Genomic DNA, 16,519 nt, shown 5'->3' on the forward strand with positions numbered 1-16,519 from the left:
TCTGTTCAAAAATACCTCGGGGGGTGAATTGGCCCAAAGGGCCGAGAGGGGGGCTGGCCCCCCTTCCCTTACAAGTAATCGGACCGTTGCAACCCGTATTTAGCCATTTTCTCGTTCAACGTCCGGCGCGGCAGGCACAGTTCGTCCATCACAGACGCAATCGAACCCTTGTGACGCCGCATCGTGTTGTCGATCAGCATACGCTCGAACGCCTCGACATATTCCTTAAGCGGCTTGCCCTCGGTCGTCATTACCGGCTGCATCTCTTCGTGATCCGACATCAACAACGACGCAATTGTGCCGGACCCACGGCGCGACTGCAGCACCGCGCGTTCCGCAATGTTGATCAACTGGCGCACGTTGCCCGGCCACGGGGCTTGCAACAGCTGCGCAGCCTCCTGCGCGCTAACTTGCGGCGCATCGCAACCGTATTCTTCGGCAAATTGCTCGCTGAGACGGGTGAACAGGGTCAGGATGTCCTCTCCTCGCTGACGCAGCGGCGGCATGGTGATGCGCAGGGCGGCCAGGCGATAGAACAGATCCGGGCGCAACACGTCTTCAGACGTCTTGCCCGCCTCTTGCAGGTTCGAGATCGCAACGATCCGCGTTTCTGCCGGGGTGCCCTGTTCGTTCATCACGCTCAGCAGCTTGGCTTGCAACGTGTCGCTCAGTGCCTCGACATCTTCCAGCACCAGCGTCCCGCCGCGGGCCTCTTCGATGGCGGGCAATTGCGCGTCCTCAGGCATCATCGGACCAAACAACCGCTTGGCCAGCGCGTCTTCCTCAAGCGCAGCGCAAGACACCAGGACAAATTTCTTGCCCGCACGGCTGCCTACCGCGTGCAGCGCGTGTGCAACCAGTGTTTTGCCCGTCCCGGTCTCTCCATCGATCAGCACATGACCGTCGGCCTGACCGAGGTCCAGAATATCTTCACGCAACCGCTCCATGACCGGGCTGGCACCGATCAGCTTGTTCATGATCTGCGTGCCACCGGACAGCTCTCGCCGCAGCGCCCGGTTATCCAGGGTCAAACGGCGTGCGTTGCTGGCGCGTTTGGCCAGTTCCGACATGCGGTCCGGGTTGAACGGCTTTTCAAGGAAGTCAAACGCACCGACGCGCATCGCCTCAACCGCCATCGGTACATCGCCGTGCCCGGTGATCATGATGACCGGCAAGGTGCTGTCGGCCCCCATCAGCTTTTTCAAAAGCTGGATACCGTCCATCCCCGGCATCTTGATGTCCGAAATCACGATCCCCGGATAATCCGGCCCCAGAACCTTGAGCGCATCTTCCGCGCTGGCAAAGGTTTCCGTGTCATATCCGGACAAAGCTAGCCATTGGCTGATCGACTGGCGCATGTCCTGTTCGTCATCCACAATGGCAATTTTCATGGCCTGTGCCATAGTAATTCCTCGTTATTCCGCGGCCTCAAGACCGCCGCTTCCCAGTGCTGGCAACTGCATTTCAAACACCGCGCCACCGTATTGGCCGTTGCGTGCAGTCAGCCGCCCCCCATGGTCGTTCACGATCCCCGACGAGATGGCAAGCCCCAGCCCGACCCCGTCGCCGGGTTGTTTGGTGGTGTAGAACGGTTCGAACAAGTTCTCGATATCCTTGATTCCGTGCCCGTTGTCGCGAACGGTCAGGACCGCCATGTCACCCGCCGCCAGGATGATTTCCACATCTGGCTCTACTACTGATTTGGTGGCGTCCAGCGCGTTTCTCAAGAGGTTTACCATAACCTGCTCGATCCGCATCCGATCCCCCATCACCATTACCGGTTCTTCGGGCAGGATCTGAGTGATTTTCACATGCCGCTGCCGCAGCTGCGGTTCCATCATCGACAGGGCCGAAGCCAGCGCTTCGCCAAGATTTACTGGTGAAAACGCATCCGCCCCCTTGCGGGCATAAGACTTGAGCTGCCGCGTGATCGCCCCCATCCTTTCGATCAGACCATCGATGCGGCCAAAGCTGGCAAGCGCCTCTTCGGGCCGGTTCCGGCGCAACAGCAGACGGGCTCCGGCCAGATAGGTTTTCATTGCAGCCAGCGGTTGATTCAGCTCGTGACTGACCGCTGCCGACATCTCGCCCAAAGCGGCCAGTTTCGAGCTTTGGGCAAGCGTCTGTTCAGCCAAATCCAACGTCTTTTCAACCCGTTCGCGTTCAGCGATTTCCCGCTGTAGCCTTGCGTTCAATGCGCGAAGCTCTGCCGACTCGCGCTGAAACAGGGCCATGCGCAACGTGGCACGGCGGCTCAGCGCGTAGAACGTCAGCGCCAAGAGAATCGCAAAGCCCATGATTTCCAATGCAAGAACGCTGTTCACCTTTTCCCGGATTGAGGCGTAGGTGGTGAAAGACGTCATTTGCCAACCGCGGAAAGGAATACGCGATTGCAGGCGCATCACGGCCTCACCCTGTAGATACGCATCCGGTGGCAACGCCGTCCAATCGGTCGTTGCGCGAATGGCGCGCTGAATTGCCCCTTGCGGTGGTTGGCGCAGCAAGGCCGAGCCCTCATCCAGCCCCCGCCATCTGGGTTCAGTGGACAGAATGATCGTGCCGGTGCTGTCCGCGACCATGACCGCATCCGAAATACCGGCCCAGGCCTGTTCGAACTTTTGCAGATCAACTTCTACGACGATAACGCCCAGAATTTCCGCACTGTTTTCGAGCCGTCGGGAATACACAAAGCTATATCCGCCGGATTCCTTGGGAATGACGGAAAAGATCGTCGCATTTGAACGGATCGCATCCACGAAATACGCCGTATTCCTGTGCGGCTCGCCCAGTTTATTCCGATCAGTCGCCGCAACCGTTCGCCCATCGCGATCCAACAACATCAGCGACGCAGCGCCGATTTCCTCGACGAAAGAAATCAACCGCTGCGTTGACAGAGAGTAGTCGCTGGATTGCAACGCCGATATCAGCGTCGGGTCCCGTGCCAGCAATTGCGGCACAATCGAGTTGCGGCGCAGTTCGCTCAGCAAGTTGCCGGAATACAGCGCAAGGCGCAGTTCGGCCCGGTTGCGTGTAGATTCGGTGAACCTGTCTGTCAGCAACCGGTTGGTGATCCAAACCGTTGCAATCGTTGCCAACATCAGAACAAGAACAGCCAACCGTAGCCGCCACCCCAATGGGGCGCCGCGAAACGGTTTCAGCAGATTGGACCAGCCTGATCGTACGTCGGAGTTCATGGTCAGACGTTACGCCCGGGCGGACGCGACCTCAAGTCACGCCGCTTCAAACACGCCTGACAATGCGCGGAACAACGCCGCCCCATCGGTGCCGCCATGCCCTTGGTCGGCTGCGCGTTCGGGGTGCGGCATCATACCCAGCACTCGGCGGTTTTCGGACAGGATACCGGCGATGTCACCGACCGAGCCATTGGGATTCTCGGTATAGGTGAACGCGATCCGGTCCTGATCTTTCAACGCCGCCAGAGTCGCGTCATCCGCAAAGTAATTGCCGTCATGGTGCGCAATCGGAATGCCAATCACGTCGCCTGCATTATAGCCGCCGGTAAAGACGCTGTCGCTGGTCGCAACCTTCAGACCCACGGTTTTGCAGATGTATTTCAGCCCGGCATTGCGCAGCAACGCCCCCGGCAAGATGCCGGTTTCCGTCAGAACCTGAAATCCGTTGCAAATCCCAACCGCATAGCCGCCGCGTTCAGTGTGATCGACCACGGCCTTGCAGATCGGCGATTGCGCGGCAATTGCGCCGCAGCGTAGGTAATCACCATATGAAAACCCGCCCGGAACGCCCACGATATCAACACCTTCGGGCAGTGCAGCATCCTTGTGCCAGACCATATCGACCTGAAAACCGGCCTGCTCAAAGGCGACCGCGAGGTCTCGGTCACAGTTGGATCCAGGGAATACGATTACGGCTGCGCGCATGGCGGGCCCTCCTACGATACAAAATCAGTGACAACCGCAACGCCCGGAGGGGTTGGATGGTCAAAGGCGGCAAGCTCTGCGCTTACCTGGTTGAGTGATATTTTACGTGTGACCAATGGGCTTAGGTCGACGCCCCCGCCCGCGATCAGCGATAACAGAGATGGGTAGCGCCAGCTTGGCATTCCACGCGTTCCGAAGACAGAAAGCTGACCAGAATAAAGCACATCCATCGGCAATGACATTTGCGCGTGATCCCCGGCTGGCATACCGATCTGCACCATGCGACCCAGTTTGCGTAGAGATCGCATAGCCGAAACGGTTGTGACTTCGACGCCAAGCGCCTCAATCGCGACATGGGCACCACCGCCGGTGATATCCTTTACGGCCTGCGGTGCATCGCAGGTTGCAGCATTGACCACCGCATCCGCACCCAGCGTTTTGGCATAGGTCAGTTTGTCATCCGCTATGTCGACAACGACCACGCGCGCGCCAAGAGCTTTGCCCAACAGCAGTGTTGAAATCCCAACACCTCCGCCACCGAAGACGGCAATCCATTCACCACCCTGAACCTGCGCGCGCCCGACCAGAGCCTGCCAGGCCGTGGTCACCCGGCATCCCAATGCGGCCGCGATTTCGGGCGCTATGGTGTCGGGCAAGGATGTCAGGTTGGCATCGGCATGTGCCACGGCAACATATTCCGCAAAAGCACCGTCACAGGTGAACCCCGGCACTACCTGATCCTGACAGATCGTCTGATGTCCCTGCGCGCAATCCGGGCAATGCCCACAGGCCAGAATGAAGGGTGCAATCACCCGGTCCCCAACCTGCCATCGCGTAACACGCGCGCCGACCGAGACAACCTCGCCACAGTATTCATGACCGGGTGTCATGGGTACAACAACGTCCGGATCCGCCCCGGACCATGCGTGCCAGTCGGAACGACATACGCCGCAGGCCAGCACCCGCACCACAACACCGTCTTCACCGGGTGCAGGGTCAGGTATCGTCGACACCTCAAGCGGCTGACGATAGGTGATCAGACGCGCGGCCCGCATCAATCAGACCAGTTCGATCTCGTAGCGTTCGATGACGGTATTGGCCAAAAGCTTTTCGCACATCTCGGTCACATCCGCTTCGGTCGCACCGTCGGCCAGCTCAAGATCGATCACCTTGCCCTGACGAACGCCTTCGACCTTATCGAAGCCCATTGCGCCCAATGCGTGCCGTACTGCTTCGCCCTGCGGGTCCAGCACCCCGTTCTTGAGCATCACATGAACCCGTGCTTTCATTTTGGCAACTCCACCTGAGGGCCACAAAGCAGGGCCCATTTCGTTGCGCGGGGGATAGCGCGCCTTGTTGTTTTGGACAACCCTGTTTCCCACGCAGTTTGACGCAGGGCTTCTACTATCCGCCGCCCGTGACCAATCCCGGATAATGCGCGTCGATTGCATTGAAAATGCCGGTCAGAACCATCTCGACCGCGACGGCCACCAGAAGGATTGCCATGATCCGGGTCAGGACATTGATCATTGTATCGCCCAAAAGGCGCGAGATCTGATCCGCGAACAACAACCCCACCCCAACGATTGCACAGGCAATCAGGATCGCCGTACCCAGCGTGACGATTTCCGCCCCGTCGGACAACTGGTGCGAAAAGACGATGGTGATGGCAATTGTGCCCGGTCCGATAGTCAGAGGAATAGCCAGTGGAACAACCGCGAAATTCAGTTTGCGCTCATGCCCGTCCGCCACTGCCGCCTGATCACCCGGAGGGCGGTCCTCGGCTTTCAACATCGACATGCCGATGCCGAAAATAATGATGCCGCCAGCAATTCGAAAGGACGGGACGTCTATGCCGAAAATCCCAAGTACTTCTTCTCCGATCACGACGGCGATCAAAGCGATGACGGTGACCGAAGCCATCACGACGATCGCAACATGGCGGCGTTCGGCCGCCGAGCAGTTCCTGGTCATGCTCAGAAAGATCGGGATGTTGTAAAGCGGGTTGAAGATTGCCAGCACGGCGGCCAGAAACTTCAGAAATACAGCCTGATCAAACAGTTCCGTCATTCGAAAACCACCCTGAGTGCCCCTTTGAGGCCGCATGAGGCAAACATGCTCAGGAAACGAGAGGCTGTCAAACTTTGCGAGAATGAAAAAGCGCCGCAACGACGGCAGCGGCGCTTTTCGCAGAATTCAGACAAAACCGCGTTTAGTTGATCAGTGTCGGCTTGGTGACATTGCTGTTGGGCAGCACACCCAGACGGCGCGCGACTTCTGAATACGCATCGGCCAGATTACCCAGATCGCGTCGGAATACGTCCTTGTCCAACTTCTGGCCGGTCTCGATGTCCCACAAGCGGCAACTGTCGGGGCTGATTTCGTCAGCAACAATCAGGCGCTGGTAATCGCCCTCGAACACACGTCCGATCTCGATCTTGAAGTCCACCAGGCGGATGCCCACCGCCAGCATCACGCCGCTCATGAAATCGTTAACGCGCAGCGCAAGGCTGAGGATATCGTCCATGTCCTGCTGGCTGGCCCAGCCAAAGGCGGCGATATGCTCCTCGGTGACCAGAGGATCCCCAAGCGCATCGTCCTTGTAGCAATATTCGACAATCGGACGCGGCAGTTGGGTGCCTTCGGCAATGCCCAGACGTTTCGACATCGATCCGGCAGCGTAGTTGCGCACGATCACTTCCAGCGGCACGATTTCACAATTGCGCACCAGTTGTTCGCGCATGTTCAGGCGGCGGATGAAATGGTTCGGGATGCCAATCTGCGTCAGGCCGTTCATGAAGAACTCGGACAGGCGGTTGTTCAACACACCTTTGCCGTCGATCACGTCCTTCTTTTCCGCGTTGAATGCGGTGGCGTCATCCTTGAAATACTGCACGATGGTGCCCGGTTCGGGGCCTTCATACAGAATTTTGGCCTTGCCTTCGTAGATCTTCTTGCGACGCGCCATATGCGACCCTTCCAGACTGGGGCGAGCGATTGAGTCCCCTCGCGTTGCCGCCCTCATAGTCCAAGCCCCCCTTTCCCGCAAGTTCATGCGAACCGAGAGGCTTTGATGCAGCGCAAATCCCTTGCACCTCAGCCGTCGTATAGTCATATCATCAGGAAAGAAGTTGCAATCTAAGGGGTCCCTAACCAATGACCACATTTGACGAGCGTGAAGCCGCGTTTGAAAACAAGTTCGCTCATGACGAAAAGATGCAGTTTATTGCCCGTATGCGCCGCAACAGGTTCATGGCTGTCTGGGCGTCGACCCTGAAGGGTGAAACCGTTGAACAGGCCCGGAAATACGGCCAGGAACTGGTGCACACCGACCTGCAAAACGTCAGCGAAGACGATGTGATCGACGCGCTCAAGGGCTATCTTGGCGATCTGGCGGATGAGGCAAAGATTCGCGAAAAGATGGCAGAGTTGCTGGTCGAGGCGAAAGAACAGGTGATGGCGGAAGCCGAGGCATAGGTCAGCCCGTGCCAGCCTCATGATCTTCATGAGTTTTATGAATTTGATTTGGTGCCCCGGTCATGAGACACGGGGTGCCTATGTTTTATAACGGCGTTTTGCGCCTATTCCTGGAATAACCCTATGACAAATGCGCTAAGCAAGCTTCTGGACGCCAATGACGCCATATTGGCGGATGGGGCGACCGGCACCAATCTGTTCAATATGGGCCTGCAATCTGGTGACGCCCCTGAACTTTGGAACGTGGACGCCCCCGACAAGATCAGAGCCCTGTATCAAGGTTCGGTCGATGCGGGCAGCGATCTGTTTCTGACCAACACATTCGGCGGCACATCGGCTCGGCTGAAGCTGCATGACGCGCAAAACCGCGTAGGTGAATTGAACCGCATCGGCGCTGAACTTGGGCGTGAAATCGCTGACAAAGCCGGACGGACAGTGATCGTGGCCGGTTCAGTCGGCCCCACCGGTGAGATCATGGAACCGGTCGGCAGCCTGTCGCACGCAGAGGCCGTGGAAATGTTCCATGAACAGGCCGAAGCGCTGAAAGAAGGCGGTGTTGACGTGCTGTGGGTCGAAACCATCAGCGCGCCCGAAGAATTCCGGGCAGCAGCCGAAGCCTTTGCACTGACCGACATGCCCTGGTGCGGCACGATGAGCTTTGACACTGCCGGGCGCACGATGATGGGTGTGACCTCGGCCGATCTGGCTCAACTGGTCGAAACCCTTCCAAACCCGCCTATCGCTTTCGGCGCAAACTGTGGAACCGGTGCGTCAGACATTCTGCGTACGGTTCTGGGCTTTGCCGCACAGGGCACAGAACGTCCCCTGATCTCCAAAGGCAATGCGGGCATTCCAAAATACGTGGACGGTCACATCCACTATGACGGCACGCCCGAGCTGATGGGTCAGTATGCGGCAATGGCGCGCGATGCCGGTGCAACAATCATTGGTGGATGCTGTGGCACAATGCCCGATCACCTGCGCAAGATGCGTGAAGCACTGGATACCACGTCACGCGGCGAACGCCCGACCCTGGATCAGATCACCGATGCGCTGGGCCCGTTCTCTTCAGCCTCTGACGGAACGGATGACGACGCGGCACCAGAGCGCCGCACGCGCCGCCGCCGCCGCGCCTGAAGCCAATCTGATCAACGCCCTTCGAATTTCGGAGGGCGTTTTTCCATGAAGGCAACCACGCCTTCGGCAAAATCTCTGGACCGACCACATTCACCTTGCAGATGCGCCTCGGTCGCAAGCTGCTGTTGCAAAGTGTTTTCATAGGTTCCGCGAATGGCCTGCTTGATCGCGCCATAGGCGGCCGTGGGGCCATTGGTCAGATATTCGGCTCGTTTACGCCAATGTGCGGCAAAAACGTCATCGGGCACAGCTTCCCAGATCATGCCCCATTCATCCGCCTGCCTTGCCGTGATCTTGTCTGCAAACAGGGCCGCGCCCATCGCTTTGGCCAGCCCCATCTGACGTGGCATGAACCAGGTTCCCCCGGCATCAGGAAGCAGACCGATACGGGCGAAGGCCTGCAGGAAATAGGCGCTTTCGGTTGCGATCACTACGTCCGCACACAGGGCAAGGTTGGCCCCTGCCCCTGCTGCGGGTCCGTTTACGGCTGCGATTGTGGGCACAGGGCAGCTGTGGATCGCTTCCAGCATCGGCTCGTATTCGTCGCGCAGCGACCGTTCCAGATCGATCTTCCCGGTCGAGGACGCGTCACCCAAATCCTGCCCGGAACAAAACGCCGGACCCGCACCCGTGATCACGATACAGCGGGCTTTCATGGCCGCATCTTTCATCGCATGGGTAATCTCGGCCCGCATCTGAGTGGTCAGCGCGTTCATCTTGTCCGGCCGGTTCAGCGTCAGAACCGCAAGGCCATCGTTGATGTCCAGAGCAACCGTTTCGTAATTCATGAAATCCCTCCCGTCGCGCCACGTGTTTTCGAACACTTACTGATCCACGCGCGAAGGGAAAAGCAGAACCACGCGTCAGTCTTCAAGAATTCGGCGCAGGCGTTCCTTTTCTTCCTCGCTCAGCGCCTTGCTTTCAACTGACGCATGGGCCTTGGCGCGGTTGCGCAGAAAGTTCAGCCCAACCCCAGCCGCAATCAACAGCATGATGGGTCCGGCAAGCCACAGGAACAGGTTCGAGCCGCTGGTGGTAGGTTTCAGCAGCACGTATTCGCCATACCGATCCACGATGAACGCAATGGCCTCTTGGTCGGTGTCGCCAGCAACCAGACGTTCCCGCAACAACAGCCGCAAATCACGCGCCAAATCGGCGTTGCTTTCGTCGATGCTTTCGTTACGGCATACGAGGCAACGCAATCCGGTACTGAGATCACGCGCCCTCTGCTCCAGAACCGGATCGTCCAGAACCTCATCTGGTTGAACCGAGAACACAGGCGTGGCGAGCATCATCAGGATCAGAACAAGACGTTTCATTCCGCAGGTACTCCGCCCGCTGGGGTTTTTCTGGCGCCTGCGGCCACGCGGAACCGTCTGTCGCACAGGCTCAGAACTCCACCGAGGGACATCAGGATACAGCCCGCCCAGATCCAGTTTGCCAGCGGTTTGATATAGGTTCGCATGACCCAACCACCATCCGCCTGTTGATCGCCGATCACGACATAAAGGTCCCCGAGGAACCGGTAATCAATCGCGGCCTCGGTCGTGGGCATCCGCGCAACCGGATAATCCCGTTTTTCAGGATGCAATGTTCCGATTGGGCGGCCGTTCTTTTCGACCAGAACATCCGCTGTTGTCGAGAAATAGTTCGGACCCTCAACCTGCCGCACGCCCTGCAATGTCAGGGTAAACTGCCCCACTTCAAAAGGTTGGTTCGGTTGCGCCACGCGGATATCTTCATCCTCCCACGCGGTTAACCCTGCAACGGCGAACATGGTAACGCCCAGCCCGATATGCGCGACTGCTTTGCCCCAGTCCGCACCCGGCAAGCGGAACAGGCGTTTCAGGCTGCCATTGCGTCCTGTGCGGCTCCATAGATCAACGACCGCACCGAAGGTTATCCAGGCCCCGAGGAACAGGCCAACCGGCCCAAGCGCGCTGCGCCCGGTCTGCATCGCCCAGACCAGCAGAGAAATCGCCAGAGCCAGACCAAAGGCATAGCGCAGAGACCATGCTGTTTTGCCAATCCGGCCCCGTTTCCACGGCAGCATCGCCCCAACCGGCAGGACCAATCCCAGCAGCACCATAAACGGAGAGAAGGCTGCGTTGAAAAAAGGTGCCCCAACCGAGAGTTTCCGGTCGAACATCATCTCGGCCACCATCGGCCACATGGTGCCGACAAAGACCACGAAGCAGCTCACCGCCAGCAAGACGTTGTTCACAACCAGCGCACTTTCGCGGCTGACCATGCCAAAGACACCCTTGGCCTCCATCGCCTGCGCCCGTGCCGCGAACAAAGTCAGCGCGCCACCGATGAAAATCACCAGAATGAACAGAATAAACACCCCGCGTTCCGGGTCATTGGCAAAAGCATGAACTGAGGTCAGCAGCCCCGAACGAACGATAAACGTTCCGATCAGAGAGAAGCCGAAGGCAATGATTGCCAGCAGGATGGTCCAGCTTTTCAGCGCCTCACGCTTTTCTACAACGATGGCCGAATGCAACAGCGCCGCCGCCAATAGCCAGGGCATGAAAGATGCGTTCTCGACCGGGTCCCAGAACCAAAAACCACCCCAGCCGAGCTCGTAATAGGCCCACCAGGACCCCAGTGCGATGCCGATGGTCAGGAAAACCCAGGCCGCCAGCGTCCAGGGGCGAACCCACCGTCCCCAAGCCGCATCGATTCGGCCTTCGATCAGCGCGGCGATGGCAAAGCTGAAAGCCATGCTCAAACCCACATAGCCGAGATACAGAAATGGCGGATGGAAGGCCAATCCGGGGTCTTGCAACAGCGGGTTCAGGTCGCGCCCGTCAAACGGTGCAATTGCCAACCGATCAAACGGGTTCGATGTGAACAGAATGAATGCGAAAAACGCAACAGCAATAGCCGACTGAACCGCCAGAACGCGCGCCTTGAGCGTCGGAGGCAACCCTCCTCCAAAAAAAGCCGCCATTGCGCCGAACAGAGTGACGATCAGCACCCACAGCAGCATCGACCCTTCGTGGTTTCCCCACGTTCCACTGATTTTGTAGATCATCGGCTTGGCCGAATGGCTGTTTTCGACCACGATCCGCAGCGAAAAATCGGATGCCATGAAAGCCCAAATCAAGGCGCCGAAGGAAAACGCCGTCAGCAGGAACTGGACGATGGCCGCAGGCTCGGCAAATGCCATCCAGCCGGTCCAGCGTTTTGCAGCGCCGATCAGAGGCACCACGCTTTGCACGATGGCGACGAAAAAGGCGAGGATTAGGGCGAAGTGGCCAAGCTCTGTAATCATGCCCCGGAATATACTCCGGGGCCGAACCGGGGGCCATTCACTTTCGCCCGATCCGGGGGCACATAGTGTCGCGGGTCAGGCCCGGCGCAGCTTGCGCCAATCGGCCAATGCAGCGTTTGCATCGGGGTGTGAGGCGCTCTGGATCAGGCCAGCATCAGGCCCGGGATCAGCAACGCCCGGGCTGTCACTGCGCATAACGCGTACCCTTTCTATGTTGCTCATCACCGTGGGCAAACGTTGCATCGCCGTTCCGATATCTCGCTGAAATTCCTGCATTTTGCTTTGATGGCGTGCACCAAAATAAAATGACACGATCACACCCAACAGCCACCAGAGTGGTTCAGGTACCAGTGCAACACCCTGCATTCGTTCAGCGAACCAAAGTGGATCCACCATAGCGGCAACGAACAAACCCAACGTTCCCAACGCCAGCGCCGGTCGCGGAAGCCGGTTCACACCATCCATGAATCGGTCGAACAAGCCTTTTTGAGGGGCCTGAAACTCTCCGCCAAACTGCGTCATGGCCTGACTTTGCACTTCCGTTGCCCTTTGCGCGCCCGACTCAGCATTTTCCCGATAAATTTCAATGGTTTCTCGTACGGCGTTGCGACCATTCCCGAACAGCAAAGCCAAAACCCCCGAGATCAGTCCCATTCCGCAACCCTTTCCTGAAACTCACCGTTTGACAAATGATAGCGTGGCGACAGAAACTCTTCGGCCCTCTTGATCCAGCCGCCTTTGCCGCCGGACCGGGTCCGCGCGTATTTTCTGGAGGATGGCCGACGATCAGCAAGTCGAAAATAATAGTTCCGCCGCGCCACACCATATGTATCGCGCAATGCAACGGGGTCAGGCTGCGCCGCATCTTCACAGGCCTGTGCGGTGCGTGGACCTATCACGCCATCCGCCACAATATCGAACCCCATTTCACGCAGTAGATGTTGCAGGATTTTGACCGCCTGCGCACCGGCATTCACGTACATGTCGAACATAGAAGCATGCAAAACCTTCGGCAGCAGCGAAATGCGCGGCTTTTCAAAGTAATGCCGGACAAAAATCTCAATCGCCTTTTGCCGCGATAGCGCCTGCACATCTGACACGTCGATCAGCCCATCACCGTTCAGATCCAATCCAAGCCTGCGCATTGTATGGATCGTGACTCCGAATTTTGTCGCCCCGCCGGGATCGTCGGGATCATTCACAAATCCACCCTCGCGATCCACAATCTCTTTCGCTATCTGCCAAACCGTTTGCATACCACCCCCATGACGTTGGATGGCGGCGACGATCCTGAAAAAGGATTAACGGCCCGAAATGAATAAGGGCGCTGCCTGCATCCTGCACGCAACGCCCCAAACTACATAAGCCGGTTCAATCAGCTTTCTTCAGCCTCTTTGTAAACGCCTTGCTCTTTCAGAGCGTCTACGACTTCTTTTGGCATATAGGTTTCGTCATGTTTGGCAAGAATTTCAGTGGCTTCGAACACGCCGTTCACGTAGCTGCCAGTGCCTACCATCCCCTGATTTTCCGAGAACAGATCAGGCAGAACACCGGTGAACGATACTTTGACGCTCTCGCCGCCATCGGTCACAACAAAATGCACGGTTTCACCCTGTCCGCGGATGATCGAGCCTTCTTCGACCAGCCCACCAATCCGAAACACTTCGCTTGGTTTGGGCGGTTCTGCGATCACTTGACTGGGTGAGCGGAAAAAGTTGATCCCGTCGCGCATCGCGTAGCCAATCAACGCCGTCGATGCCACCAAGGCAACGACAGCTACCAGAATGACTTGTACTCGACGACGTTTCTTGAGCGTTTTCATACCGTCCTCACGGGAAAAGTGGGGCCATCATCAGACCCCGGGTTTCATCCTCACCTAACATCAGGTTGGCGTTCTGCAGGGCTTGCCCACTGCTACCTTTTGTCAGGTTATCCAGCGCTGCGACCACAATCGCGCGCCGTTCAATTCGATCTGCCACCACACCGATATGGCAGAAATTCGAACCACGCACATGATGGGTCGAAGGCGATTCACCCATCGGCAACATCTGAATGAACGGCTCGTCTGCGTAGGCTTTGACAAGCGTTTCATAGATGCTTCGCGGGTCGCCTTTTACATAGGTCGTGGCCAGAATGCCCCGGTTGGCCGGGATCAAATGCGGAGTGAACTGAATATGAACCGTCCGGCCCGCCAGTTTCGAGAACTCCTGATCGAATTCGCCCAAGTGCCGATGCGTGCCACCAACGGCATAGGCATTGGCCCCTTCGCTCAGTTCTGCGTGCAGCAGATTTTCCTTGAGCGACCGCCCTGCCCCTGACACGGCGCATTTCAGATCCAGCACGATATCGTCCAGATCAATCACCCCGGCGGAAATCAACGGCCGCAACACGTACTGCCCGGTTGCCGCATTGCACCCAGTGCCCGCCACCAAGCGCGCATTCCGGATGTCATCGCGATAGAATTCGGTCAGGCCATAAACCGCCTCTTCCTGCTGATCGAGTGCGGTGTGCGGGTTTCCGTACCACTTTTCGTACTCTTCAGGATCAGTCAGCCGAAAGTCGGCAGACAGATCGATGATCCTCAGGTCTTTGGGTAGTGCACTGATCACTTCCTGGCTGGTCTTGTGCGGAAGCGCACAAAAACACAGGTCGATCTGAGAAAAATCGATTTCCGAGATCTTGCACAGATCAGGCAAGTCCATATGGCGCAAATGCGGAAAGACCTGCGCCATGCTCATGCCGGCCTTACGTTCGGCAGCCAGCGCAACAATGTCCATGTTCGGATGCTCGGCGATAAGCCGCACCAGTTCAGCGCCGGTATAGCCCGAAGCGCCCAGAATTGCGATTTTGTGGGTCATGTCAGACCTCTTTCACTTAAGTGTCACATGTCACGACCGCCGATGCGACGGTCTTTGAATTAGAAAATCGGGGGGCGTGCGTCCTTGACTTAAATCAGGCCGCTTCAAACGAGATTTGTCGTCGGAGGAACTGCGTCGCCCGATCACTGACAAAGCCCGGCTTACCGGTTGTCAGGCACCCGCTCGCGCCATCGCCCAGCATGTTGGGATGACGTTGCAAGTAATCGGCAAGGCTTTCGGCCACCAGATCACCCTGGCTGAAGACCTGAACATCCGGGCCCAAAGCGGCCTGAAAGGTTTCGGCCATCAGCGGGTAATGCGTGCAACCCAGAATCGCAGCCTGAGGTTCCGGCATTTTCCGTTTCAAAGCATCGACATGACTACGAACCAACGCCTCGGCCAAAATCATGTCACCGTCTTCAATGGCGTCAACGACACCCCCGCAGGACTGCGCCTCGACATCCACGCCGATGGCGCGGAACGCCAATTCCCGCTGAAACGCCCGGCTGGCCACCGTCGCTGGCGTGGCAAACAGGGCGACATGTTTCACAGCCACCTCGCGCGGCGGCGAGTTATCGCCCCAATGCCGTTCGGTCAACGCTTCGATCAACGGGACAAAGACACCAAGGACACGTTTACCCTCGGGCACACCCTCTTCCTGCATTCGACGCAGAGCAGCTGCGCTTGCGGTGTTGCAGGCCAGAATCACCAGATTGCAGCCACGCGACCACAATTCGTGAACGGCCTTGCGGGTCAGCTGATAGATATCCTCGGCATCGCGCACGCCATAGGGTGCGTGGGCGCTGTCCGCATAGTACAGGAAATCAACGTCGGGCAGCCGTTGCTGCGCGGCGTTCAGGACGGTCAGACCGCCCAAACCGGAATCAAAGATACCTACTGCCATTTGCCCCTTCAGGCGCGATGCCGTTCCTCAAATTCATAGCCGTAGTCATAGGACTTCAAAGGCGTTGGAGACAGCTCATACGTGGCTTTGCGCAGGAAATCCATCATCTTGCGCGTATCCTTGCTGAGCGGGTCCAGAATGTCGCGCCCGATGGGCTCGCCGATCACCACTTTCACAGGCGTATCGACGCGTTTCTTGAACTCTTTGATCAGCAGGCCCATCCGCAGCGTATTGTGCAGATGGCTTGCGATCTGAAACAGGCGCGACGTGTGCCCATCGAAGAAAACCGGCACAACGGTCGCATTGGATTTCGCCACCATACGAGCCGTAAAACCGCGCCACCCCGGATCCATGGGATGAGCGAACGGATTGACCCCGGTACTTACTGTACCGCCAGGGAAAATGCCAATTGCGCCACCCTCGCCCAGATAGCCAAGCGCGGTTTTGCGGGTCTCAAGGTTCAGCTTCATCGCTTCCTTCGTCTCGTCAAACGAAATGGGAAGGATGATGCGGTTCAGGTCTTCGGCCTTGCGAAACACCCGGTGGGCCAGAATCCGGAAATCACCCCGTGTTTCGGACAGCATATGCCCCATCATAAGGCCATCCAGAATCCCATATGGATGATTGGCAATCAGAATCAGGGGGCCGTCCTTAGGGATATTCGTCAGCGATCCCCCCACCACATCCAGCGTGAGCCCATAGCGCTCGACCATAACGGCCCAAAAGTCGCGCCCGTTGGCCACATCCTTCTCGTACCCGTCCGCGCGTTTGATCAGGCGCATGCGGCCCGTCGTATTCTCCATCAGCTTGATAACCATCCGTCCGCTTTTTGTTTCGGCGGAATGAGCATACGAGATGTCACGAACGGCATGACGGCGAGAAGGCATTTGGGTCTCCGGTTTTCTGCCTGCAAAATAGGTGTAAACATCAATTTTGCCTAGCTATCGTGACACCCTTGTGACGA

General features: G+C 57.8%; 18 protein-coding genes. 2 read left to right on the top strand and 16 right to left on the bottom strand.

Translation table 11 applies throughout. The annotated features are described in order from the left end of the window. Positions 1–68: 68 nt before the first annotated feature. From ACR0LF_RS03035 to purC, 7 genes are all read right to left on the bottom strand, one after another. On the bottom strand, positions 69–1,403 hold the full coding sequence (locus ACR0LF_RS03035; protein WP_050603452.1) for a sigma-54-dependent transcriptional regulator: 1,335 nt from the start codon (positions 1,401–1,403) through the stop codon (positions 69–71). Positions 1,404–1,415: 12 nt separating this feature from the next. Continuing rightward, entirely contained in the window at positions 1,416–3,098 is a 1,683-nt protein-coding gene (locus tag ACR0LF_RS03040; protein WP_480576167.1) for a sensor histidine kinase, read from the bottom strand. Positions 3,099–3,230: 132 nt separating this feature from the next. Continuing rightward, complete coding sequence (gene purQ / locus ACR0LF_RS03045; protein WP_480574769.1) at positions 3,231–3,899, bottom strand: phosphoribosylformylglycinamidine synthase subunit PurQ; 669 nt, start codon at positions 3,897–3,899, stop codon at positions 3,231–3,233. 11 nt (positions 3,900–3,910) lie between these two features. Then, positions 3,911–4,954 (bottom strand): zinc-dependent alcohol dehydrogenase family protein, encoded by a 1,044-nt coding sequence (locus ACR0LF_RS03050; RefSeq protein WP_480574772.1) that lies wholly within the window; start codon positions 4,952–4,954, stop codon positions 3,911–3,913. 3 nt (positions 4,955–4,957) lie between these two features. Further along, complete coding sequence (gene purS, locus ACR0LF_RS03055; protein WP_480574775.1) at positions 4,958–5,188, bottom strand: phosphoribosylformylglycinamidine synthase subunit PurS; 231 nt, start codon at positions 5,186–5,188, stop codon at positions 4,958–4,960. Between the two features lie 115 nt (positions 5,189–5,303). After that, positions 5,304–5,969 carry a MarC family protein gene (locus ACR0LF_RS03060; RefSeq protein ID WP_480574778.1) on the bottom strand — a complete coding sequence of 222 codons (666 nt, stop codon included), beginning with the start codon at positions 5,967–5,969 and terminating at the stop codon, positions 5,304–5,306. Positions 5,970–6,111: 142 nt separating this feature from the next. After that, positions 6,112–6,867, bottom strand: a complete 756-nt coding sequence (gene purC, locus ACR0LF_RS03065) for a phosphoribosylaminoimidazolesuccinocarboxamide synthase (RefSeq protein ID WP_480574781.1) — start codon at positions 6,865–6,867, stop codon at positions 6,112–6,114. Positions 6,868–7,055: 188 nt separating this feature from the next. On the opposite strand from purC, the gene ACR0LF_RS03070 reads away from it, so the two are divergent. Together ACR0LF_RS03070 and bmt are read left to right on the top strand one after the other, a co-directional pair. Further along, positions 7,056–7,376, top strand: a complete 321-nt coding sequence (locus ACR0LF_RS03070) for a DUF1476 domain-containing protein (RefSeq protein ID WP_480574784.1) — start codon at positions 7,056–7,058, stop codon at positions 7,374–7,376. A gap of 123 nt (positions 7,377–7,499) precedes the next feature. Continuing rightward, entirely contained in the window at positions 7,500–8,513 is a 1,014-nt protein-coding gene (bmt, locus tag ACR0LF_RS03075; RefSeq protein ID WP_480574787.1) for a betaine--homocysteine S-methyltransferase, read from the top strand. Positions 8,514–8,524: 11 nt separating this feature from the next. Here bmt and ACR0LF_RS03080 read toward each other — a convergent pair whose 3' ends face one another. The 9 genes from ACR0LF_RS03080 to ACR0LF_RS03120 form a co-directional block, all read right to left on the bottom strand. Further along, positions 8,525–9,301 (bottom strand): enoyl-CoA hydratase-related protein, encoded by a 777-nt coding sequence (locus tag ACR0LF_RS03080; protein WP_480574790.1) that lies wholly within the window; start codon positions 9,299–9,301, stop codon positions 8,525–8,527. 75 nt (positions 9,302–9,376) lie between these two features. Continuing rightward, the gene (locus ACR0LF_RS03085) at positions 9,377–9,832 is read right to left on the bottom strand and encodes a cytochrome c-type biogenesis protein (RefSeq protein ID WP_480574793.1); all 456 of its coding nucleotides are present in this window, start codon (positions 9,830–9,832) and stop codon (positions 9,377–9,379) included. Further along, positions 9,829–11,793, bottom strand: a complete 1,965-nt coding sequence (locus ACR0LF_RS03090) for a heme lyase CcmF/NrfE family subunit (protein WP_480574796.1) — start codon at positions 11,791–11,793, stop codon at positions 9,829–9,831. The genes ACR0LF_RS03085 and ACR0LF_RS03090 overlap by 4 nt, the downstream gene beginning before the upstream one ends. Before the next feature lie 75 nt (positions 11,794–11,868). Next, a complete protein-coding gene (locus tag ACR0LF_RS03095; protein ID WP_480574799.1) occupies positions 11,869–12,447 on the bottom strand; it encodes a holin family protein in 579 nt (192 codons plus the stop codon). Then, positions 12,438–13,049 carry a holin-associated N-acetylmuramidase gene (locus tag ACR0LF_RS03100; RefSeq protein WP_480574801.1) on the bottom strand — a complete coding sequence of 204 codons (612 nt, stop codon included), beginning with the start codon at positions 13,047–13,049 and terminating at the stop codon, positions 12,438–12,440. Before ACR0LF_RS03100 ends, ACR0LF_RS03095 begins: the two co-directional genes overlap by 10 nt. A gap of 119 nt (positions 13,050–13,168) precedes the next feature. Beyond that, positions 13,169–13,615: a cytochrome c maturation protein CcmE gene (gene ccmE, locus ACR0LF_RS03105; RefSeq protein ID WP_480574803.1), complete on the bottom strand. Its 447-nt coding sequence runs from the start codon at positions 13,613–13,615 to the stop codon at positions 13,169–13,171. Positions 13,616–13,622: 7 nt separating this feature from the next. Next, positions 13,623–14,651 (bottom strand): N-acetyl-gamma-glutamyl-phosphate reductase, encoded by a 1,029-nt coding sequence (argC, locus tag ACR0LF_RS03110; protein WP_480574806.1) that lies wholly within the window; start codon positions 14,649–14,651, stop codon positions 13,623–13,625. 94 nt (positions 14,652–14,745) lie between these two features. Then, complete coding sequence (locus tag ACR0LF_RS03115) at positions 14,746–15,555, bottom strand: glutamate racemase (protein WP_480574809.1); 810 nt, start codon at positions 15,553–15,555, stop codon at positions 14,746–14,748. An 8-nt stretch (positions 15,556–15,563) separates the two neighbouring features. Then, entirely contained in the window at positions 15,564–16,442 is an 879-nt protein-coding gene (locus ACR0LF_RS03120; RefSeq protein ID WP_480574811.1) for a lysophospholipid acyltransferase family protein, read from the bottom strand. Between the last annotated feature and the right edge of the window lie 77 nt (positions 16,443–16,519).

The sequence above is a fragment of the Ruegeria sp. E8 genome (assembly GCF_056533985.1).